Annotated in this window: 20 protein-coding genes; 11 read left to right on the plus strand and 9 right to left on the minus strand. The window is 60.1% G+C overall.

What is annotated here, in order from left to right:
• Positions 1-65 precede the first annotated feature (65 nt).
• The 5 genes from J1G33_RS06925 to J1G33_RS06945 all read right to left on the minus strand — a co-directional run bounded on the left by J1G33_RS06925 (position 66) and on the right by J1G33_RS06945 (position 5,797).
• On the minus strand, positions 66-1,352 hold the full coding sequence (locus tag J1G33_RS06925; protein ID WP_078822160.1) for an ABC transporter substrate-binding protein: 1,287 nt from the start codon (positions 1,350-1,352) through the stop codon (positions 66-68).
• A gap of 104 nt (positions 1,353-1,456) precedes the next feature.
• Positions 1,457-2,716, minus strand: coding sequence for an AGE family epimerase/isomerase (locus J1G33_RS06930; RefSeq protein ID WP_223017846.1), 1,260 nt, complete (start codon positions 2,714-2,716; stop codon positions 1,457-1,459).
• A 185-nt stretch (positions 2,717-2,901) separates the two neighbouring features.
• Positions 2,902-3,726 carry an ATPase gene (locus J1G33_RS06935; RefSeq protein WP_032879754.1) on the minus strand — a complete coding sequence of 275 codons (825 nt, stop codon included), beginning with the start codon at positions 3,724-3,726 and terminating at the stop codon, positions 2,902-2,904.
• A 126-nt stretch (positions 3,727-3,852) separates the two neighbouring features.
• Positions 3,853-4,851, minus strand: coding sequence for an NAD-dependent epimerase/dehydratase family protein (locus J1G33_RS06940; RefSeq protein WP_032879753.1), 999 nt, complete (start codon positions 4,849-4,851; stop codon positions 3,853-3,855).
• A 52-nt stretch (positions 4,852-4,903) separates the two neighbouring features.
• The gene (locus tag J1G33_RS06945; RefSeq protein ID WP_223017847.1) at positions 4,904-5,797 is read right to left on the minus strand and encodes a LysR family transcriptional regulator ArgP; all 894 of its coding nucleotides are present in this window, start codon (positions 5,795-5,797) and stop codon (positions 4,904-4,906) included.
• Between the two features lie 100 nt (positions 5,798-5,897).
• Between J1G33_RS06945 and J1G33_RS06950 the strand changes: the two genes are divergently transcribed.
• The 6 genes from J1G33_RS06950 to J1G33_RS06975 all read left to right on the plus strand — a co-directional run bounded on the left by J1G33_RS06950 (position 5,898) and on the right by J1G33_RS06975 (position 13,043).
• A complete protein-coding gene (locus J1G33_RS06950) occupies positions 5,898-6,497 on the plus strand; it encodes a LysE/ArgO family amino acid transporter (RefSeq protein WP_032879749.1) in 600 nt (199 codons plus the stop codon).
• 178 nt (positions 6,498-6,675) lie between these two features.
• Positions 6,676-7,272, plus strand: a complete 597-nt coding sequence (locus J1G33_RS06955) for a Fe-Mn family superoxide dismutase (protein ID WP_003212997.1) — start codon at positions 6,676-6,678, stop codon at positions 7,270-7,272.
• Positions 7,273-7,422: 150 nt separating this feature from the next.
• Complete coding sequence (locus J1G33_RS06960; protein WP_146097885.1) at positions 7,423-7,632, plus strand: hypothetical protein; 210 nt, start codon at positions 7,423-7,425, stop codon at positions 7,630-7,632.
• A gap of 229 nt (positions 7,633-7,861) precedes the next feature.
• Positions 7,862-9,913: a GGDEF domain-containing phosphodiesterase gene (locus J1G33_RS06965; RefSeq protein ID WP_148852603.1), complete on the plus strand. Its 2,052-nt coding sequence runs from the start codon at positions 7,862-7,864 to the stop codon at positions 9,911-9,913.
• Between the two features lie 126 nt (positions 9,914-10,039).
• Positions 10,040-11,368, plus strand: a complete 1,329-nt coding sequence (locus J1G33_RS06970) for an imelysin family protein (RefSeq protein ID WP_032879743.1) — start codon at positions 10,040-10,042, stop codon at positions 11,366-11,368.
• A gap of 220 nt (positions 11,369-11,588) precedes the next feature.
• Positions 11,589-13,043, plus strand: a complete 1,455-nt coding sequence (locus tag J1G33_RS06975) for a TrkH family potassium uptake protein (RefSeq protein WP_032879741.1) — start codon at positions 11,589-11,591, stop codon at positions 13,041-13,043.
• On the opposite strand, the gene J1G33_RS06980 is transcribed toward J1G33_RS06975, so the two are convergent.
• Positions 13,000-14,058: an AraC family transcriptional regulator gene (locus J1G33_RS06980; RefSeq protein ID WP_032879739.1), complete on the minus strand. Its 1,059-nt coding sequence runs from the start codon at positions 14,056-14,058 to the stop codon at positions 13,000-13,002. The two genes, J1G33_RS06975 and J1G33_RS06980, sit on opposite strands and share 44 nt — an antisense overlap.
• Positions 14,059-14,219: 161 nt before the next feature.
• On the opposite strand from J1G33_RS06980, the gene J1G33_RS06985 reads away from it, so the two are divergent.
• The 3 genes from J1G33_RS06985 (at position 14,220) to J1G33_RS06995 (ending at position 16,448) form a co-directional block, all read left to right on the plus strand.
• Positions 14,220-14,531: a DUF962 domain-containing protein gene (locus tag J1G33_RS06985; RefSeq protein WP_005790802.1), complete on the plus strand. Its 312-nt coding sequence runs from the start codon at positions 14,220-14,222 to the stop codon at positions 14,529-14,531.
• Positions 14,532-14,965: 434 nt separating this feature from the next.
• The gene (locus tag J1G33_RS06990) at positions 14,966-15,148 is read left to right on the plus strand and encodes a hypothetical protein (RefSeq protein WP_032879737.1); all 183 of its coding nucleotides are present in this window, start codon (positions 14,966-14,968) and stop codon (positions 15,146-15,148) included.
• A gap of 103 nt (positions 15,149-15,251) precedes the next feature.
• Positions 15,252-16,448: an MFS transporter gene (locus tag J1G33_RS06995; RefSeq protein WP_005790807.1), complete on the plus strand. Its 1,197-nt coding sequence runs from the start codon at positions 15,252-15,254 to the stop codon at positions 16,446-16,448.
• Here J1G33_RS06995 and arfB read toward each other — a convergent pair.
• Both arfB and J1G33_RS07005 read right to left on the minus strand, forming a co-directional pair.
• Positions 16,445-16,858, minus strand: a complete 414-nt coding sequence (arfB, locus tag J1G33_RS07000) for an alternative ribosome rescue aminoacyl-tRNA hydrolase ArfB (RefSeq protein ID WP_003193787.1) — start codon at positions 16,856-16,858, stop codon at positions 16,445-16,447. The genes J1G33_RS06995 and arfB overlap by 4 nt on opposite strands.
• Positions 16,859-16,967: 109 nt before the next feature.
• Positions 16,968-18,386 carry an amino acid permease gene (locus tag J1G33_RS07005; RefSeq protein WP_032879735.1) on the minus strand — a complete coding sequence of 473 codons (1,419 nt, stop codon included), beginning with the start codon at positions 18,384-18,386 and terminating at the stop codon, positions 16,968-16,970.
• A gap of 647 nt (positions 18,387-19,033) precedes the next feature.
• On the opposite strand from J1G33_RS07005, the gene J1G33_RS07010 reads away from it, so the two are divergent.
• The gene (locus tag J1G33_RS07010) at positions 19,034-19,171 is read left to right on the plus strand and encodes a hypothetical protein (protein WP_003237751.1); all 138 of its coding nucleotides are present in this window, start codon (positions 19,034-19,036) and stop codon (positions 19,169-19,171) included.
• Between the two features lie 73 nt (positions 19,172-19,244).
• A complete protein-coding gene (locus J1G33_RS07015; protein ID WP_032879733.1) occupies positions 19,245-20,204 on the plus strand; it encodes a hypothetical protein in 960 nt (319 codons plus the stop codon).
• Positions 20,205-20,395: 191 nt separating this feature from the next.
• On the opposite strand, the gene rluB is transcribed toward J1G33_RS07015, so the two are convergent.
• On the minus strand, positions 20,396-21,616 hold the full coding sequence (rluB, locus tag J1G33_RS07020) for a 23S rRNA pseudouridine(2605) synthase RluB (RefSeq protein ID WP_005790814.1): 1,221 nt from the start codon (positions 21,614-21,616) through the stop codon (positions 20,396-20,398).
• Positions 21,617-21,760 lie beyond the last annotated feature (144 nt).

The raw sequence follows: 21,760 nt of genomic DNA on the forward strand, positions 1-21,760 counted from the left end.
CACCGGTACACCGAGTTGTCTGCATCGCGGGCAAGCCCGGCTCCCACAAAAATCCGCTCCAAGTGTTACTTGGCCGACTTGATCGCAGCACCCAGCTTCTTGGCGGTGTCGGCCGGGTCGGCTTTCGGGTCGTTGATGTAGTTGGTCACTACGTCAAAGAACGCACCTTGCACCGCCAGGGTAGTGGCCATGTTGTGCGCCATGCTTGGCTGCAGGCCGCCCGTCTTGGCGTCGGTCAGGAAGTCCTTGGCGGCGGTCTGGGCGCAGGAGTCGAAGCCGTAGGAATCCATCTTGGTCAGCATGTCGTTACGCACAGGGATCGAGCCCTTGTTGATGCTGAACACTTTCTGGAAGTTTTCACCCAGCACGACTTTGGCGATGTCCTGCTGACCTGCGGCAGTGCCTTTGTCTTTCTGCTTGAACACCGCCAGGGAGTCGATGTTGTAGGTGAAGGCTTTGTCGGTGCCCGGGAACGCTACGCACTCGTAGTCCTTACCGGCAACTTTCTTGGCGGCAGTCCACTCGGACTTGGCCCAGTCACCCATGATCTGCATACCGGCCTTGCCGTTGATGACCTTGCCGGCTTCGAGGTTCCAGTCCTGGCCTTTGCCGTCCACGTCCATGTAGGTCGCGACTTTCTTCAGCTCAGTGAGGGACTTGACCATTTGCGGACCGGTCAGGGCGTCGTTATCCAGGTCGACCAGGGCTTTCTTGTAGCCATCAGCACCCATGACCGAGAGCACTACCGCTTCGAAAACGGTGCTGTCCTGCCAAGGCTGGCCGCCGTGGGCAAGCGCAATGAAGCCTGCAGCTTTGAGCTTGTCGCCGGCTGCGTAGAATTCTTCGAGGGTGGTTGGGTTCTTGGTGATACCGGCTTTCTTGAAGACTTCCGGGTTGATCCACAGCCAGTTCACGCGGTGAATATTCACCGGTACGGCTACGTAGTCACCGTCGTACTTCACGGTATCGGAGACTTTCTTGTCGAGCAGGGAATCCCACTTTTCTTCTTTGGCGACGTCTTTGAGCACGTCTGTGTCGAGCAGGCCAGTGGACGCCCATTCCTGGATGTCGGGGCCTTTGATCTGGGCTACGCCCGGTGGGTTGCCGGCAACTGCACGGCTTTTCAGCACGGTCATGGCCGTGGCGCCACCGCCACCTGCAACGGCACCGTCTTTCCAGGTGAAGCCGTCTTTCTCAACTTGGGCCTTCAGGACATCCACAGCCGCTTTTTCACCACCGGAAGTCCACCAATGCACCACTTCCACCGTACCTTTGGAGTCGGCGGCAAATGCACTGAGGGGAAACAACGAGGCAATGGAAATAGCAACGGCGAGGCGATTAATCGCGTTCATCTGAGTACCTTTTCTTGTTGTTATGCATGCAAGTCTAGAGCTTGCGCTGCACGGAGTTTAAACAGGGATTTTCCAGGCGCAGGTAACAAAGGGACGCACAAATGTCACCACTTGGTGACATAACGCCCGTTGCCCAATGCACTGGCCAGGCTGGGTGCCAAGGGTAACGCCGGCAGCACGACCGCTTGCCAGGCATGGTACAGATCAGGTTTGCCGCCCCAGATTTTGCTGCTGGGTTGGTTGTGCGGGCTGAGTTCGTGGTGCCAACTGCCATGGAGCCGATCGATGAAGTGGGTTTCACAAAACTCCCAGATGCGTCGATACCAGATCTCGTAATGCAGTTCACCGGTACGTTTGAGCAGTGCCTGAGCAGCGGCGCTGGCTTCTGCGTGGGTCCAGTGCAAGCGCTCGCGTACAACCGGGCGCCGACTCCAATCCAACGTGTAGACAATGCCCGGTGCACCATCCACGGCCCAGGCATATTCACAGGCGCTGGCAAACAGCCCTTTGGCGTCGTCAACCAACCAAGCCGGCGTATCCAGCCCGGCCTGCAGGCGCGCAGCTTCCAGGTGCAGTAGCAGCCGCGCCCATTCGAAACCGTGGCCGGGGGTGATGCCGTAAGGGCGAAACCCATCAGCGGGGTTATCTTCGTTGTAGCCCAGTAGAGGTTTCCACTGCGCGTCAAAGTGCTCGATCACCATGAACTGGTTGCTGGCGGCGTGGGTGTGGATCACCCGCTCGACGATGCGCAGCGCACGGTCCAGCCAACGGCTGTCAGCAGTGACATCGGCCAGGGCCAGGAAGGCTTCGGTGGCGTGCATGTTGCTGTTGGCGCCGCGATAGCCTTCGACACCACTCCAGTCCCGGGCGAAAGATTCAAGCATGACGCCCTCCTCCTCGCTCCAGAAGAACTGGTCGATGATATGAATGGCGTCGTTCAACAAGGTTTGCGCACCCGGCGCGCCAGCCACCACCGCAGAGCTGGCGGCCAGGGCCACGAATGCATGCAGGTACGCTGCTTTGCCGGTGTTGCCATCCAGGGCTTGGGGCGCGGCGCACCAGCCACCGTGCTCACTGTCGCGCAGCGGGCCGCTGAGAGCCGTCACGCCATGCGCCACCAGCTCGGCATAACCGGGCAGCCCCATCGCATGGGCCATGGCGAAGCTGTGGGTCATACGGGCGGTGTTCATGGTTTCGGCGCGGGCATCGGCGGGCAACTGGCCTTTATCGTCGAGGTTGCCGAACCCGTCCGGCAGGCGCGATGCCTTGGCGAACGCCAACAGGCGCTGGCCTTCAGCGGCGAGCCAGGCGTGGTGGGCAGGTGCGTTCAGCCAACTGCTGGCAGGCAGTGGATGGGTGGTCATGGGTGGCCCTTATTGTTTTTTGTGGGATGACCGGAGTCTAAACAAGGGCGCGGTAGGGGCAAGTAACGAAGGGGAGAAGAAATGTCACTATCTGGTGACAATCAATCTCCAAGTGAAAATCCAAAATGTGGGAGGGGGCTTGCTCCCTCCTACATTTAGATCTCATTCAAAGGCCATAACTTCGTTCATTGACCCAGCGGTGTGGCCGCAGCAGGCGCATTGAGGCGCTGGTTCAGATTCTGCACCTGGCTCTGCAAGGTGGTGATATTGCGCGTGGTCTGGATGCGGAACACATCAAACTCCTTGTTGGTCGGCGCATCGACGTTGGCAGGCTGGTTTTCCTGGGCACTCTTGAGTACCAGCAAATCCTGCTCAAGACGGGCGATGGCGGCGCCTGGATTACCCTGCTTCTTCAAGGCTGCCACATCAGTGGACAAGTCCTTGATCTCACCTTGGGCCGCCTTGAGGCTGGCGACAGCGTCGGTCAGGGCCTGCACCTGGCCTTGCAGCTTGGCATTGGCAGCCGTCAGTTCGGTGGTACTGGCGCTCATCTGGGCCAGGCGACTGTCCAGCTCGGTGGCTTGGCCGGCGACGCCCAACTGTTGCTTGCCCTGCTCCTGCAACTGGGCTTGCAACTGCTTGATCTGCAATTTCAGCGCCTCGCTGCCGTTGTTCACGCTGGCTTCGCTGGCCACGACCTTGCCGGAAATATCCTGCAGGCGCCCCGCCGCTTCCTCGCTGATGCGGGCGAAGCTTTCCTGGGTGGCGACCAGTTGCTGGCCCATCAGGGAAATCTGCTGGAAGCTCCACCAGGCCAGGCCGGCGAAAGCAATCAGCAATGCGCCTACCAACGCCCACAACGGGCCGGTGCTGGCACTTTTAACTTTGACCACTGGTGTGGTTCGCGAGCGCACCGAAGTGGCGGCAGTCGGCACGAAATCATCGTCGTCCCCGAGGTCTGCCCGCAGGCTGGGCACGTTGTCGAAGTCGTCTTTTGCATCGTTACGCATGAATCTACCTTGAATCAATGAGGTGGCTGCTCAGAGGCCGAGCGGCGCAAGTATAAACCGTGCTCCAGACGCATAGGTCGACACGGTCCGGCGAATTCGGTTCCCGATGTGTTGCTGGTTATGAACTTACTTGAGGCCCGGATCCTGGGCTTTCCACCAACTGCAGAACTCATCGAGCGCGGCCCACAGGGTGACCTTGGGGTCGTAGTCCAGATAATGCCTGGCACGGCTGATGTCGAGGGTGAAATCTTTGTTCATCACCTGCATGCCCAAACGCGATAACGAAGGCTCCGGCCGCCCCGGCCACATCGCACAGAACGCCTCATTCAAGGCCGCCACGCTGTAGGACAAACCGTAAGACCGATAACGGGTCACTTGGGGCAGCTCCATTTGCCGCATCACATAATTGACCACATCCCATATAGGCACCGGTGCGCCGTTGCTGATGTTGTACGCCTTGCCCAGCGCCGAGCCGGGTGCGAGCAGGCTGCTGAGCAGCGCTTCATTGAGGTTGTGCACGCTGGTGAAGTCGACCTTGTTCAGGCCGTCGCCGACAATGGCCAGGCGGTTCTTGCGCTGCATCTTCAACAGCCGCGGGAAGATGCTCATGTCGCCGGCACCGGTGACAAAACGCGGGCGCAACGCCAACACCTCAAGACCGAACTCCTGGGCACCGAAGACCTTCTGCTCGGCCAGGTATTTGGTGGCGGCATAAGGATGCTTGAAACGTTTGGGCACCTGCTCTTCGGTGATGCCTGAATGGTCGCGGCCGTCGAAGTAGATCGACGGCGACGACAGGTGCACCAGGCGCCCCACGCGCTGCTTGAGGCAGGCTTCAACCACATTTTCAGTCACCAGCACATTGCCTTGGTGAAAGTCCTGATACTTGCCCCACAACCCGACGGCGCCGGCGCAATGCACCACGGCTTCAACGTCGCGGCACAGGTCACGCACCAGGTCGGCATCATTCAAGTCACCCTGGATAAACTCGGCACCGCGCCGAACCAGGTGTTCGACACCCTCGGCGCGTCGCCCGTTGACCCGCACATCCAGGCCCTGTTCAAGGGCAAAACGCGCAAAGCGCCCGCCGATGAAGCCGCTTGCGCCGGTGACCAGAATTTTCATGTAGTACTCCGTGTTCTTTCGTTTTTCATCGCTGTGGCCTTGACGCCCGCCATCACTTCAACGGCACCAACCAGTGGCCACAAACCTGGGCCAGATGGTCGGTCAACAAGCCCAACAGTTGCCCGCCACTGCGCCAATGATGCCAGTACAGCGGCACATCGATGGGCTTATCTGGCAATAACTCCACCAATACGCCGGTTTCCATCTGGTCGCGCACCTGTAACTCGGGCACCAGGCCCCACCCAAGACCGGCTTCCGTCAGGCGAATAAAACCTTCGGACGACGGGCATAGATGGTGCTCAAAACCTCCGTTCACCCCGAGGGAAGCCAGGTAACGGTGTTGCAGGAAATCATCCGGGCCGAACACCAGCGCCGGCGTGCGCGCCCATTGATCGGCGCGCACGCCCGCCGGGAAATGCCGGGCAATAAACGCCGGGCTGGCCAGCGCCCGATAACGCATGGCGCCCAGTAACAGGCTGCGAGCGCCAGCCACCGGGCGCTCGCTGGCACAGATACAGGCCGCAACCTCACCGGCGCGCATACGCTTGAGGCCCACAGTCTGGTCTTCGACCACCAGGTCCAGCAGCAAGTGCTGTTCGGCGCAGAAGTCGCTGATGGCCTCGGCCCACCATGTGGCCAGGCTGTCGGCATTCAGGGCGATGCGCAAGCGCTCGGGCATACCCTCCTCGTCCAGCGCCGGCACCTGGCTTTGCAGGTCACGCTCCAGCAAACGCACCTGTTGCACATGGTTGAGCAGGCGTCGGCCGATGTCGGTCGGGGTTGGGGGCAAGGCCCGTACCAGCACCGGCTGCCCGATACGCGCCTCCAGCAGCTTGATGCGCTGGGAGATCGCCGACTGCGACAGCCCCAGCACCTGGGCACCGCGCTCGAAGCCGGCTTGTTCCACCACCGCCGCCAGGGCGGAAAGCAACTTATAGTCGAACATCAGTTTTCCTAATGAGCGATCAGCAATATTGGTTTTTCTTATACAGGTCAGACCCGCACCATAGCCAGCATCGTTTAAGCATCAACAAGGATCCTTCAGTATGTGGCAGAGCTATATGAACGGCTTGCTGGTGGCCCTCGGGCTGATCATGGCAATCGGCACCCAGAACGCGTTCGTCCTCGCGCAAAGCCTGCGCCGCGAGCATCACTTGCCCGTCGCGGCCTTGTGCGTGATCTGCGATGCGCTGCTGGTGGCCGCCGGGGTGTTCGGCCTGGCCACCGTGCTGGCCCAGAGCCCGATACTGCTTGCGGTGGCACGCTGGGGCGGCGCAGCGTTCCTGCTGTGGTATGGCGCATGTGCGCTACGCCGGGCCTGTTCGAAACAAAGCCTGGATCAGGATGCCACTCTCAAGACCCGCTCATTGCGCGCGGTCCTGTTGAGCGCGCTGGCGGTGACCCTGCTAAATCCCCATGTGTACCTGGACACCGTGCTGCTGATCGGTTCCCTGGGCGCGCAACAAACGCAGCCGGGGGCTTACGTGGCCGGTGCCGCCAGCGCTTCGTTCCTGTGGTTCACCACCCTGGCACTCGGCGCGGCGTGGCTGGCACCCTGGCTCGCACGCCCGGCCACCTGGCGCCTGCTGGACTTGCTGGTGGCGGTGATGATGTTCTCGGTGGCCTACCAATTGATCAGCGCCTGACCAATAGTTGAAAACGCGCTGGAACCTCTATCCCACACAGTTGTTGCGTGGTTATGCCGCACCCCCGGTGCTATGATCGGCCCCCTGCGCCGCAAAGAGTACAAACTCCCCGGCGCATGTTTGGCCGCCCGTGATCGGCCTTGCGCTCACCGCAACTGACCTGATTAGGAGAATCATCATGGCTTTCGAATTGCCGCCGCTGCCCTACGCACACGATGCCCTGCAGCCGCACATCTCCAAGGAAACCTTGGAATACCACCACGACAAGCACCACAACACCTATGTCGTGAACCTGAACAACCTGGTGCCTGGCACCGAGTTCGAAGGCAAGACCCTGGAAGAAATCGTCAAGTCTTCCTCGGGCGGCATCTTCAACAACGCCGCTCAGGTCTGGAACCACACCTTCTACTGGAACTGCCTGGCGCCAAACGCCGGCGGCCAACCAACCGGCGCACTGGCTGAGGCCATCAATGCGGCGTTCGGTTCGTTCGACAAGTTCAAGGAAGAGTTCACCAAGACGTCCGTCGGCACCTTCGGTTCCGGTTGGGGCTGGCTGGTGAAAAAGGCTGACGGTTCCCTGGCCCTGGCCAGCACCATCGGCGCCGGCAACCCGCTGACCAGCGGCGACACCCCGCTGCTGACCTGCGACGTATGGGAACACGCCTACTACATCGACTACCGCAACGTGCGTCCAAAGTATGTGGAAGCGTTCTGGAACCTGGTCAACTGGAAGTTCGTGGCTGAGCAGTTCGAAGGCAAGACCTTCACTGCCTAAGCAGCGCGTTCAGTAAAAAGAGCCCGGCGATTGCCGGGCTTTTTTGTGCTCGCCAGGCAGACCGCCCGGAAATAGCGGAACTCAACAGTAACAATTCACCACACAAACGCCAGGAGGAATAAACCTCCTAAACCAATGTGGAGAATGACGATGGATCCTATTTCGATGGCAGCAGGGGTTATGGGTGCAATCCCAATGGTGGCGGGTATTGCTGATAAAGGGATGGATCTGGCAAACGGCGCAATGGGCGCGGGACACAAAGTCCTGGACATGGCAAACAAAGTCCTGGACATGGTCGGTGAAGGCGCCAGGATCGGTGGGGAACAGCCAAAGCCCCAGGGTCAGATCAATTTTTCTTAAATCGTCACCCACTCGAAGGCGGATCTCCTCCGCCTTCTCTCCTGCCGAGCGTGCAGCCCCTAGCCTTTCCTGTTTACGACAAGCCCGAATATCCGCGGGCGCCCACCTGCGTTTATCCAGCTCAAACCTCAATTGAGCTCAGCCCCCAATGTCCCTTTGACTGCCATCCTCAGATTGCCAATACTCATGGCATATTGACGGCCACCCGCATGAGACAAGGAATGCCCCTTTGAAGCTGGAACTCAAAAACAGCTTGTCGGTGAAGTTGCTACGGGTTGTGCTGCTGTCGGCCTTGATCGTCGGCGTGGCGTTGAGCGTGGCGCAGATTGTTTTTGATGCCTACAAGACGCGCCAGGCTGTGGCTGGCGATGCGCAACGTATCCTCGACATGTTTCGCGACCCCTCGACCCAGGCCGTCTACAGCCTGGACCGCGAGATGGGTATGCAAGTGATCGAAGGGTTGTTCCAGGACGACGCCGTGCGCATGGCCTCCATCGGTCATCCCAACGAGACCATGCTGGCGGAAAAAAGCCGTGCGTTACAGCAATCCCCCAGCCGCTGGTTGACCGACCTGATTCTGGGCCAGGAACGCTCCTTTACCACCGCATTGGTCGGCAAAGGCCCCTACAGCGAATATTACGGCGACCTCAGTATCACCCTGGATACCGCCACCTATGGCAGAGGTTTTCTGGTCAGCTCGGTCATCATCTTTATCGCGGGCGTATTGCGCGCCCTGGCCATGGGGCTGGTGCTGTACCTGGTGTATCACTGGATGCTGACCAAACCGCTTTCACGGATTATCCAGCACCTGACATCGATCAACCCGGACCGCCCCAGCGCACACAAGATCCCTCAGCTCAAGGGCCACGAACGCAACGAACTGGGGCAGTGGATAAACACCGCCAACCAGTTGCTCGAGTCCATCGAGCGCAATACCCACCTGCGCCACGAGGCCGAATCCAGCCTGTTGCGCATGGCCCAATATGACTTCCTGACCGGCCTGCCCAACCGCCAGAAGCTGCAGGAACAGCTGGACAAGATCCTCACTGACGCCGGCCGCAGGCAGCGCCGAGTGGCGGTCTTGTGCGTTGGGCTGGATGATTTCAAGAGCGTCAACGAACAATTCACCTACCAGGCCGGCGACAAACTGCTACTGGCCCTGGCCGATCGCCTGCGCGCCCACAGCGGACGCCTCGGCACGCTTGCCCGCTTGGGAGGCGACCAGTTCGCCCTGGTGCAGGCCGATATCGACCAGCCTTACGAAGCCGCCGAACTGGCGCAAAGCATTTTGGATGACCTGGAGGCGGAGTTCGCACTTGAGCATGACCTGATCAGGCTGCGTGCCACCATCGGCATCACGCTGTTCCCTGAAGATGGCGACAGCACCGAGAAGTTGCTGCAAAAAGCCGAGCAGACCATGACCCTGGCCAAGAGCCGCTCGCGCAACCGCTATCAGTTCTACATCGCCAGCGTCGACAGCGAAATGCGCCGGCGCCGCGAATTGGAAAAGGACCTGCGCGATGCGCTGAGCCGCGACCAGTTCCACCTGGTGTACCAGCCGCAAATCAGCTACCGCGACCATCGCGTAGTCGGCGTAGAGGCCCTGTTGCGCTGGCAACACCCGGAACACGGCCTGGTACCGCCGGATCTGTTTATTCCGCTGGCGGAACAGAACGGCACCATCATCCCGATCGGCGAATGGGTGCTGGACCAGGCGTGCCGGCAACTGCGCGAATGGCATGATCAGGGCTTCACCACGCTGCGCATCGCCGTCAACCTGTCCACCGTGCAACTGCACCACACCGAGTTGCCGCGGGTGGTCAACAACCTGATGCAGATCTATCGCTTGCCGCCCCGCAGCCTGGAACTGGAAGTGACCGAGACCGGCCTGATGGAAGACATCAGCACCGCCGCCCAGCACCTGCTGAGCCTGCGTCGCTCCGGGGCGCTGATCGCCATTGATGACTTCGGCACCGGTTATTCATCCCTGAGCTACCTGAAAAGCTTGCCGCTGGACAAGATCAAGATCGACAAAAGCTTCGTCCAGGACCTGCAGGATGATGACGATGACGCAACGATCGTGCGCGCCATTATCCAACTGGGCAAAAGCCTGGGTATGCAGGTGATTGCCGAAGGCGTGGAGACCGCCGAACAAGAGGCGTACATCATCTCCGAAGGCTGCCATGAGGGTCAGGGTTATCACTACAGCAAACCGCTGCAGGCGCGGGAGCTGGCGGCTTATTTGAAGCAGTCCGAGCGCAATAGCGCGGTGAGTCTGTGAATTAACCAACCAATACCAAATATTTCCCGCGTATAAGCCTTTACACAAAATGCAAATCTTTCGCATTATGTCGCAGCTTTTGCGCTCCCCGCGCGCCCTATTCACACTCGAAGCAGGATGTTCGCCATGATTCGTATGCCCCTGGCCACCGCCAGTCTGCTGGCCATTGCCATTTCTCTCGCCGGTTGTGGCGAAGGTAAAGACAAGGCCGCCGCGCCTCAAGCACCCGCCGCCGCCAGCACAACCGCACCGGCTGCCGGCCAGGTCGACGAAGCAGCCGCCAAGGCGGTTGTCGCGCACTACGCAGACATGGTGTTTGCGGTATACAGCGATGCCGAATCCACCGCAAAAACCCTGCAGACCGCGGTCGATACCTTCCTCGCCAACCCGAACGACGAAACCCTGAAAGCGGCCCGTACCGCCTGGATCGCCGCGCGCGTCCCGTACCTGCAAAGTGAAGTGTTCCGCTTCGGCAACACCATCATCGACGACTGGGAAGGCCAAGTGAACGCCTGGCCCCTGGACGAAGGCTTGATCGACTACGTCGACAAGTCCTACGAGCACGCCCTGGGTAACCCGGGCGCCAACGCCAACATCATTGCCAACAGCGAGATCCAGGTCGGCGAAGACAAGATCGACGTCAAGGAAATCACCCCGGAAAAACTCGCCAGCCTCAATGAGCTGGGCGGTTCCGAGGCGAACGTTGCCACCGGCTACCACGCCATCGAATTCCTGCTCTGGGGCCAGGACCTCAACGGCACCGGCCCAGGCGCGGGCAACCGTCCGGCCTCTGACTACCTGACGGGTGACGGTGCCACCGGCGGTCACAATGAGCGCCGCCGCACTTACCTGCGCGCAGTGACTCAACTGCTGGTCAGCGACCTGGAAGAAATGGTCGGCAATTGGAAACCCAACGTCGAAGACAACTATCGCGCCACCCTGGAGTCGGATCCGGCTACCGACGGCCTGCGTAAAATGCTGTTCGGCATGGGCAGCCTGTCTTTGGGCGAGCTGGCCGGCGAGCGCATGAAGGTGTCCCTGGAAGCCAATTCGCCGGAAGACGAACATGATTGCTTCAGCGACAACACCCACAACTCGCAGTTCTACGACGCCAAGGGCATCCGCAACGTTTATCTGGGTGAATACACCCGCGTTGACGGCACCAAGCTGACCGGCGCCAGCCTGTCGTCCCTGGTAGCCAAGGCCGATCCGGCTGCCGATGCCGCCCTCAAGGCGGACCTGGCGGCAACCGAAGCGAAGATCCAGGTCATGGTCGACCGCGCCAACGCCGGCGAGCACTACGACCAGTTGATCGCCGCAGGCAACGACAAGGGCAACCAGATCGTACGCGACGCGATTGCCGCCCTGGTCAAGCAGACCGGTTCGATCGAGGCCGCTGCCGGCAAGCTGGGCATCGGTGACCTGAACCCGGACAGCGCTGATCACGAGTTCTGATCCCTGCGGTACTGAAAAAGGCGACCTTGTGGGAGGGGCGGTGCGACGGTTCGACTTGCTCCCGATAGCGGTGGATCAGCAGATACATTCTGCGCTGATCAGCTGCTATCGGGAGCAAGTCCCTCCCACATTTTGCTCCGTGTAACCTCAAGCACTCTGGTTTACATGCCCAGCACCGTCGGTAGAATGGCGCCTCTGCCCAATCACCCGAGCGAACTTCATGGCGTTGCCGACCCTACGTATCATCGGTTTCATCATCGGCATCTTCCTGATCACCCTTGCCGTCGCCATGGTCATCCCGATGGCCACCCTGGTGATCTTCGAACGCACCAGCGACCTGCCCTCATTCCTGTGGGCCAGCCTGATCACCTTTATCGCCGGGTTGGCCCTGGTCATCCCCGGTCGCCCGGAGCATGTGCACTTGCGCCCCCGGGACATGTACCTGCTGACCGTCAGCAGTTGGGTGGTGGTGTGCATCTTCGCCGCCCTGCCCTTTTTGCTGACCCAGCACATCAGCTACACCGACTCGTTCTTTGAAAGCATGTCCGGCATCACCGCCACCGGCTCCACCGTGCTGAGCGGCCTGGACAGCATGTCGCCGGGCATCCTGATGTGGCGTTCGCTGCTGCACTGGCTCGGCGGTATCGGCTTTATCGGCATGGCGGTGGCGATCCTGCCGCTGCTGCGTATTGGTGGTATGCGCCTGTTCCAGACCGAATCCTCGGACCGCTCGGAAAAGGTCATGCCCCGCTCGCACATGGTGGCGCGGCTGATCGTGGCGGCGTATGTGGGCATCACCATCCTCGGCAGCCTGGCATTCTGGTGGGCCGGAATGGGTTTGTTCGATGCGATCAACCACGCAATGTCGGCGATTTCCACCGGCGGGTTCTCCACCTCGGATGAGTCCCTCGCGCACTGGAAACAACCGGCCGTGCACTGGGTCGCGGTGGTGGTGATGATCCTCGGCAGCTTGCCGTTCGCCCTGTATGTGGCCACGTTGCGCGGCAACCGTCGAGCGCTGATCAAGGACCAGCAGGTGCAAGGCTTGCTCGGCCTATTGCTCGTGACCTGGCTGGTGCTCGGCACCTGGTACTGGTGGACCACCGACCTGCATTGGCTCGATGCCTTGCGCCATGTGGCGCTGAATGTGACTTCGGTAATGACGACCACCGGATTTGCACTGGGGGACTACAGCCTGTGGGGCAACTTCTCACTGATGCTGTTCTTTTACCTGGGCTTTATCGGCGGCTGCTCGGGCTCCACGGCCGGCGGCATCAAGATCTTCCGTTTCCAGGTCGCCTATATCCTGCTCAAGGCCAACTTGAACCAGTTGATCCACCCACGTGCGGTGATCAAGCAAAAGTACAACGGTCATCGCCTCGACGAAGAAATTGTGCGGTCGATCCTGACCTTTTCATTTTTCTTTGCCATTACCATCTGCACCATCGCCCTGGCCTTGTCACTGCTGGGCGTGGACTGGATGACCGCGCTGACCGGTGCCGCCAGCACCGTGTCCGGCGTCGGCCCGGGCCTGGGTGAAACCATCGGCCCGGCCGGCAACTTCGCCACCCTGCCGGATGCAGCCAAGTGGATTCTGTCGCTGGGTATGCTGCTGGGTCGACTGGAGATCATTACCGTGTTTGTGCTGTGTATTCCGGCATTTTGGCGCCACTGACCGACGACATTTCCTGCAGCCGTGCCCGGTACTCGCCGGGCGTGGCATTGAACCAGCGGCGAAACGCGCGGAAGAAGTTGCTCGGGTCGGCGAACCCCAGCAGGTAGGCAATTTCCAGCAAGGTCATGTTTGGCTGCGCCAGGTATTGCTCGGCCAGCTCGCGGCGGGTGTCATCGAGCAAGGCCTGGAAACTGGTGCCCTCCTCCTGCAAACGTCTTTGCAAGGTACGTTGGGACAGATGCAGTGTCTGGGCCACCGCTTCGCGCTTGGGCTCCCCCTGGGGCAGCAGGCGGCACAACACCTGTCGCGCGTTGTGGGTGACGCGACTTTCAGAGAAACGCGCCAGGTATTCACCGGCAAAACGATCATGCAATAGCGCCATGGCCTCGTTGGCCGTGGGCAGCGGTGCATCCATGTCGGCTTGCTCGAAGATCAGCGCGTCATAGGGCGCATTGAATTGCAGCGGCGCATGGAAGGCCTGTTTGTACGGCGCCAGGTCCGCTGGTTGATCGCCCTGCAGCAGCACTTTGCGCGGTTGCAGGGTGCGCCCGGTAAGCCAGCCGCACAGCGCCAGCGCACTGGCCAGCGAGGCTTCGGCGCTTTGCCGGGTCGGCGGCAGATGATCGCCATGCACTGTCAGAATCAACGCATAGCCTTCGGGTAAGAGTCGGAAGCTCAAGTCGGCGCTTTCGGCGATGATGCGCTGGTAGCGCACCAATCGCATAAAGCCTTCAGCCAGAGTGTTGCTGGACATCAGTGCATAACCGGCAACATGGAACGAGGCCGGCCGCACCACCTTGCCCATGTTCAAGCCAATCGCCGGGTTGCCTGACACCTCCACCGCCCGCTGCCACAGGCGGGTCATGGAATCCTGGGGAAAACGCGCGTCCGGGTCACTGAGGGCGGCATAGTCCAGGCCCAGTTGCTTGAACAACGCACGGCAATCCAGGCCGTCCATTTCCAACGCCTTGACTATCCCCATCGCCCAGCTTGCAGAAGTTGTTCGTTCGCTCATGGCGTCTTCTTATTGAAAGCAGGCTCAAACGGCAGCCAGGAAGCCAAGGATACTAAAGTGGCATCTATTGTCACTGGCTGATACCACTGATCACTCTAGACTCAAATAAGCTCCCCGCCGAACACCTGTTGGGCGGCACAACAACCAGAGGGCCGGCCACCGTGGAAAACACCAGAAAATTCAACAGCTTTGCCGAGTTTTACCCGTACTACCTGAGCGAACATGGCAACAGCACCTGCCGGCGCTTGCATTTCATCGGCACCACCCTGGTGATCGGTATCCTCGCGTACGCCATAGGCCGGGGGTCACTGCTCCTGTTGCTGGCCTTGCCAATCGCTGGCTACACCTTTGCCTGGATTGGCCACTTCTTTTTCGAAAAGAACCGTCCGGCGACCTTTCAGCACCCGTTCTATAGCTTGCTGGGGGATTTCGTGATGTACCGCGACATGATCCTGGGCAAGGTACCGTTCTAGGGGGCGTTCTCAATTAGTTTCCCCGTCGCGCCGGGCGACAACGCGGCGGGGAAACTAATTAAGAACGCCCCCTAGGTGTGACCTCATGTCACTTGCGTCGCAAGTATGAAAAATTGTGCATCCGCCGAGATAAAAGTCTTTTTGTCATTTACGGTGCTGTATCCTGCCAAGGCTTTTTGAGAGCGCGCAATCACCTGCGATTGAACACAGACCTTGCGAGGAGCGACGACGATGCACGAGATACCTAATCTCCCCTTCCCAAGCCTGCACCCAACCGAGCAGCCAACACCGCAGCAGGCCAGCAACAAGCAGCCTGCGACCAAAGAAGCAAAACCAGTCGACAGCAAACGCCAAGACTGACGCCGTACCAGACCGTGTGGAAAGCGCACCTTTGAGCGCTTTCCACACTGCCTGAATCATTCGAGACGCTCATCATGACCACAACCCTTCCCGATACGCCGGATGCCGCCGTGCTCGACGCTGCCTTGCAGATGGTCGAAGTCTGGAACCGCCTCAGTGCAGACAAGCAAGCCGCACTGCTCAAGCGCTTCGGCACCCAGGAAAATGCCCTGGCAGCCCTGGTGACGACTCAATTGCTGGCTCCCGCCCAAGCCTGATGCATCTTTGATCCGAGGTTTTACATTTTTGCCGCCCTGCCCGGCCTGCGCGCCGGTATCATTAGCAGCCTATCTTTACCTGCTGCGACAGTGGACCTCTCCCATGCCAGATACCCAGCGACCCATGGCCGTCACGCTGCAAGTCGTTTCCATCGTGCTGTTTACCTTTATCGGCTACCTGAATATCGGCATCCCCCTGGCTGTACTGCCGGGCTATGTGCATAGCCAATTGGGCTATGGCGCCGTGATCGCCGGGCTGGTCATCAGCGTGCAATACCTGGCGACCCTGTTGAGCCGCCCCTATGCCGGCAAGATTATCGACAACCTGGGCAGCAAGCGCGCCGTGCTGATTGGCCTGGTGGGCTGCGGTTCAAGTGGCGTGTTCATGTTGCTGGCGGCGTGGTTTTCCAGCCTGCCGGCAGTGAGCCTGGGCAGCCTGTTGATCGGTCGACTGGTGCTGGGCAGCGCCGAAAGCCTGGTGGGTTCAGGCGCGATCGGCTGGGGCATCGGCCGCGTTGGCGCGGCGAACACCGCCAAAGTCATCTCCTGGAACGGTATCGCCAGCTACGGCGCGCTGGCGGTCGGCGCACCATTGGGGGTGCTGTTGGTCAGCCGGTTCGGGCTGTGGAGCATGGGCGTGAGCATCATTCTGCTCGCCGTGCTGGGCGTGTTGTTGGCCTGGAAAAAACAAGCCGCGCCGATTGTACCCGGCGTACGTCTGCCGTTCATGAATGTGCTGGGCCGCGTGTTGCCACACGGTTGCGCGCTGGCGCTGGGCTCCATCGGCTTTGGCACCATCGCCACCTTTATCACCCTGTATTACACCACCCAGCACTGGGATAACGCGGTGTGGGCCTTGAGCCTGTTCGGCGCCAGTTTTATCGGCGCACGCTTGCTGTTTGGCAATTTGATCAACCGCATTGGCGGCTTTCGCGTCGCGATTGCCTGCCTGTCGGTGGAAGTCCTCGGCCTGCTGTTGCTGTGGCTGGCGCCGGATGCCCAACTGGCGCTGGCTGGCGCGGCGTTGAGCGGCTTCGGCTTTTCTCTGGTATTTCCGGCGCTGGGCGTGGAGGCGGTCAACCTGGTGCCCGCCTCCAGCCGTGGCTCGGCGGTAGGCGCCTATTCGCTGTTTATCGACTTGTCCCTGGGCATCACCGGGCCACTGGCGGGCGCCGTGGCAGCAGGTTTCGGCTTTGCATCGATCTTCCTGTTCGCCGCCCTCGCCGCCGCCGCCGGTTTGCTGCTGAGTCTGTACCTGTACCGCCAGGCACCCAAGGCCCGGGAAACGCGCGATGCCTAGAAGTCGACCTTGCCTCGCCCGGCCTTGATGCTGCCGCGCTTGGTCTTGGACTCCAGGCGGCGCTTCTTGGACCCCAGGGTGGGCTTGGTCGGACGGCGCTTTTTCTCGACCTTGGTGGCGCTCTGGATCAACTCCACCAGGCGCTCCAACGCATCGGCACGATTCTGCTCCTGGGTACGGTATTGCTGGGCCTTGAGCACCAGCACACCTTCGCTGGTAATACGGCTGTCGCGCAGCGCCAGCAGGCGCTCCTTGTAGAACTCCGGCAAGGACGAGGCAGGAATGTCAAAACGCAGGTGCACTGCGCTCGACACCTTGTTGACGTTCTGACCACCGGCACCCTGGGCGCGAATGGCGGTCAGCTCGATCTCGGCATCGGGCAGCTGTACGTTATTGGAAATCACCAGCATGACTAACACGGTCCTCCGGAAGAAGCCCTAGGATACGCGAATGCACCTTGGCCATCCCCTCAAACAACAAACCCGGCACAAGGCCGGGTCTGCTTAACAACATTGACGCTTACTTCACCGCGGGGACCGCCATATCCACGGACTGCTGCGCCCGCTTGTTCTTGATCCAGTAACACACCCCCATGAACGCCACCCACACCGGGATCGCGTACACCGAGCGGTCAATGCCTGGAATCATCAACATGGTGCCCAGGATAAACACCACGAACGCCACACAGATAATGTTGCCATACGGATACCACAGCGCCTTGAACAGCGGCACCTGGCCGGTGCGGTTCATGTGCTGGCGGAACTTGAAGTGCGAGAAGCTGATCATCGCCCAGTTGATCACCAGCGTGGCCACCACCAGCGACATCAGCAGTTCCAACGCGTTATGGGGCATCAGGTAGTTCATCAGCACCGCCACCAGGGTGATCGCCGCCGAGGCCAGGATCGAGCGCACCGGCACGCCACGCTTGTCGATCTTCGCCAGGGCCTTGGGCGCGTCGCCCTGTTCGGCCATGCCCAGCAACATACGGCTATTGCAGTAGGTGCCGCTGTTGTACACCGACAGCGCCGCCGTCAGCACCACGAAGTTGAGGATATGCGCGGCGGTATTGCTGCCCAGCATCGAGAACACCTGCACGAACGGGCTGCCACTGTAGGCATCGCCGGAGGCGTTGAGGGTCGCCAGCAGGCTGTCCCACGGCGTCAACGACAACAGCACCACCAGGGCACCGATGTAGAAAATCAGGATGCGGTAGATCACCTGATTGATCGCCTTGGGGATCACGGTGCGTGGTTGATCGGCTTCGGCGGCGGTAAAACCAAGCATTTCCAGGCCGCCGAACGAGAACATGATGATCGCCATGGCCATCACCAACCCGCCAACACCATGGGGGAAAAACCCGCCGTGGTCCCACAGGTTGCTCACCGAGGCTTGCGGGCCGCCGCTGCCACTGACCAGCAGGTAGCTGCCCAAGGCAATCATGCCGACAATTGCCACCACCTTGATGATGGCAAACCAGAACTCGGCTTCACCGAAGACCTTGACGTTGGCCAGGTTGATCACGTTGATCAGCACGAAGAAAGCCGCCGCAGACACCCAGGTCGGGATCTCCGGCCACCAGTAGTGCACGTATTTGCCGACAGCGGTCAGCTCCGACATACCCACCAGAATGTAAAGAATCCAGCAGTTCCAGCCCGACAGAAAGCCGGCGAAACCGCCCCAGTATTTGTGGGCAAAATGGCTGAACGAACCGGCTACCGGCTCCTCGACGATCATTTCGCCAAGCTGGCGCATGATCATGAAGGCGATAAAGCCGCAGATGGCATAGCCCAGGATCATCGACGGGCCGGCGGATTTGAGCACCCCGGCCGAGCCCAGGAACAGACCGGTGCCGATGGCGCCACCGAGGGCGATCAACTGGATATGCCGATTTTTCAGGCCGCGTTTCAGCTCGCCTGAAGAGGAATGGGTTCCACTCATGAAAGGGTCTCACGCAAGGTTTGAGGATATGAATGCAGGTTGCTGCCTTGAATTACCGACTCAAGCAGCGCCGTTCAAACCCCAGCGCAGGCACCAGGAGTACAGCGTCTTTCTAATGGTCATACGTCACCTGTTTGTTTTTATCTGTGACGAAATCGAACCCGTCCGGCTCGTGGCCAGGCGGAATGATCAGGGGGATCGAACCCTGAGGTCTTGGCCTTTTGCGTGGGTACGCAAGGGGGGTCACAGTAAAACGCGGCGCATTGTACACCGCTCGACAGCTTCGGCACGCCCCAACAGAGTGCACGCGACAAACTGTCAGCCAATCCTTACAGCTACAGGTCACCCAAGACTTTCGGGGCAAATTCGTAAACTTATCGTTACGATACGGAAATACTGCGTTACAGCCAGGTTTTACGGCCAGCCAACGGAAAATTGTCAGTGGGGATTTTCTGAATAAACGGTTCAGCCAATACGCTGTTTTTTCTGAATAAAAAATAGCTCGCCAAAAACAGAAGAAAAAATCCAAATGAAACCGTGTCAATAAATTTTTTGCATTTTGAAACACTCTCTTCTAGGTTCTTTCCACTTGCCCACGAAGCCCGCGGGCAAGCCGTTCTCAATCAACGTCCTCTAGGAGATACACCATGCAAGCACTGGAAAAAGACCTGGAAACCGAACTGCAACTCGACGATTGGTTTGAAGCACCGACCCATGAGGCCGCCGTTGAAATGATGCAAGCCGATGCCGTTGTGCCTTTCGGCACCGCGATGTGGCCTTTCTAATACCCGGCAGGCATCCGGCAGGTGCTGTGCACGGCACCTGCCCCCTTACCCAAGGCACAGAAGGACACCCGTCATGGACAAGGCCCGCGCCGTCGAACACTTTCTCTACTACCTCGCACACCACCCAGCCCTCAGCGGCCTGAGTCGCCCCACCGTGCTGCTGGGCCATACCGAACGCTACGACGCCATCGCCCAGGCAATCACCCACGGCAGCGCCGCCCGCTTCAACTTCCAGTTGCAACGCCTGGACCTGGCTCCCAGCGAAGCCCTGGTGCAAGCCATCGAAGACTGTGACCTGTACCTGTTTCTCTACGACTCTTCCACCCTGCCCAACCCACGCGCCGAAGGCCCGGACTTTATCCGCGCCCTGCACGGCGTGATGGCCGAGCACTGGAAGAAATCCCTGCTATTCAAGGATTATGGTGATTACTTCTACGACACCTTCAGCGTCGAGCCACAGCGTATTGCCGACCTTAACGCCACGCTGATCCGACGCATGTCCCAGGCCAATGTACTGAGCTTTACCGACAAGCACGGTTCACGTCTTGAAGCGCCGATGAGCAGCATCAAGAAGTGGACCAATATCAACGGCGTCGGCAACCACGACCTGGCCCCCGGCGAAATCGCCACCCACAGTGAAGCCATCAACGGCCAGGTGCGGTTTGTCGGTACCTTCCTCAGCACTATTCCGTTTGCGCGCAAATACGGCGTGCTGCAATCACCGCTGGAATTGTGGATCGAGAACTCGACCATTTGCAGCGTGGCCAGCGACGTGCCGGGGCTGGCGGATGATTTCAACAAGTACCTGAATGCCAACCCGTCCAACCGTCGGGTGGAGGAGCTAGGGATTGGCACCAACGAAGGGGTCAAGGATCTGTATGCGCGCAATGCCGGGTTCGAGGAGCGCCATTGCGGGCTGCACCTGGGCCTGGGCGGCGGGCAGAAAGGCAGTCATCACTTGGATTTGATCTTTGCCAGTGGGGTGTTGGCGCTGGATGACAAGCCAGTGTTTGATGGCTCCTTTGCCTTTTAAAAGATCATCAGACGTGTAGATATCCCTGTGGGAGCCGGGCTTGCCCGCGATAGCGGTGGGTCAGTTAGCACAAAGGTGACTGGCACACCGCTATCGCAGGCAAGCCAGCTCCCACAGTTGATTGCATTTCAAATTCAGATCAAAAAAAACGCCAACCCTAGGGTTGGCGTTTTTATGCAGCGCTTAACGCATCACTGCGGCTTCTTGCGACCAAAACCAGGACGCTGACCCGAACCTGCCGGGGCGCCACGGCGCTTGCCAGATGGTTCATCAGCTACCAGTTTCGGGCCAGGGCGCTTGTTCGCCGCTGGCTTGGCTGGACGCTTGGTACTGGCATTGTCGGCCGGGCGATCGGCTTCACCACGGTTGCTGCGACCGCCGCTTGGCGCTTCGCCACGGGCCGGGCGCGGTGTGCGTGGTGCACGATCACCTTCCTGGCGGGACGGTGCGGTTGGGCGACGCTCACCTTCGATCTGCGGCTCGCGAGAAATACGACCGCCGGTTGCCGGTGCATTCAGCGCCGGGCGCAGGGTGCGAGCCACGCGCTCGGTACGCGCAACAGGGCGCGACGATTTACGCTGCATACGCTCAAGCTTGTCTTTGCTCTTGGCGTTCATCTGCGGCATGGCGACCGGCGTCAGGCCAACTTCGGCGCTGAGGATGTCGACTTCGTACTGGCTCATTTCGCGCCAGCGGCCCATCGGCAGGTCGGAGTTCAGGAACACCGGGCCGAAACGCACGCGCTTGAGGCGGCTGACCACCAGCCCCTGGGATTCCCACAGGCGACGCACTTCACGGTTACGCCCTTCCATCACCACGCAGTGGTACCAGTGGTTGAAACCTTCGCCGCCTGGCGCCTGCTTGATGTCGGTGAACTTGGCCGGGCCGTCTTCCAGCACCACGCCGGCCTTGAGGCGTTCGATCATCTCGTCATCGACTTCACCGCGTACACGCACGGCGTATTCACGATCCATCTCGTAGGACGGGTGCATCAGGCGGTTGGCCAGTTCGCCGTCAGTGGTGAACATCAGCAAGCCGGTGGTGTTGATGTCCAGACGACCGATGTTGATCCAGCGGCCTTCCTTGGGCTTGGGCATCTTGTCGAACACGGTCGGACGGCCTTCCGGGTCGTCACGGGTGCAGATTTCGCCATCGGGCTTGTTGTACATGATCACGCGGCGCACCGATTCGGCGGCCTCTTCACGCTTGATGACCTTGCCATCAATGGTGATTGCATCGTGCAGGTCGACGCGCTGGCCGAGGGTAGCCTCGACGCCGTTGACCTTGATGCGCTTCTGGGTAATCCAGGCTTCGACGTCGCGGCGCGAGCCCACGCCGATACGCGCCAGCACTTTTTGCAGCTTTTCGCCTGCTGGGCCGATTTCCTGGTCTTTCTGGTCTTGGTCATTCATCGTAAGCACCTCCCGGTGGGTCGATTCAGGCGTGGCCTGAGGGGTCTTGAAAGCGGGGCCTTGGCCGAATAGGTCGGCAAGGGGTCGCGAATCATACGCGCATGGCGCGTGTTGCGCATCACAGACTAGTCGATAACGTCCAAG

The organism is Pseudomonas sp. P867, assembly GCF_019891455.1.
Classification (GTDB): Bacteria; Pseudomonadota; Gammaproteobacteria; order Pseudomonadales; family Pseudomonadaceae; genus Aquipseudomonas; species Aquipseudomonas synxantha_A.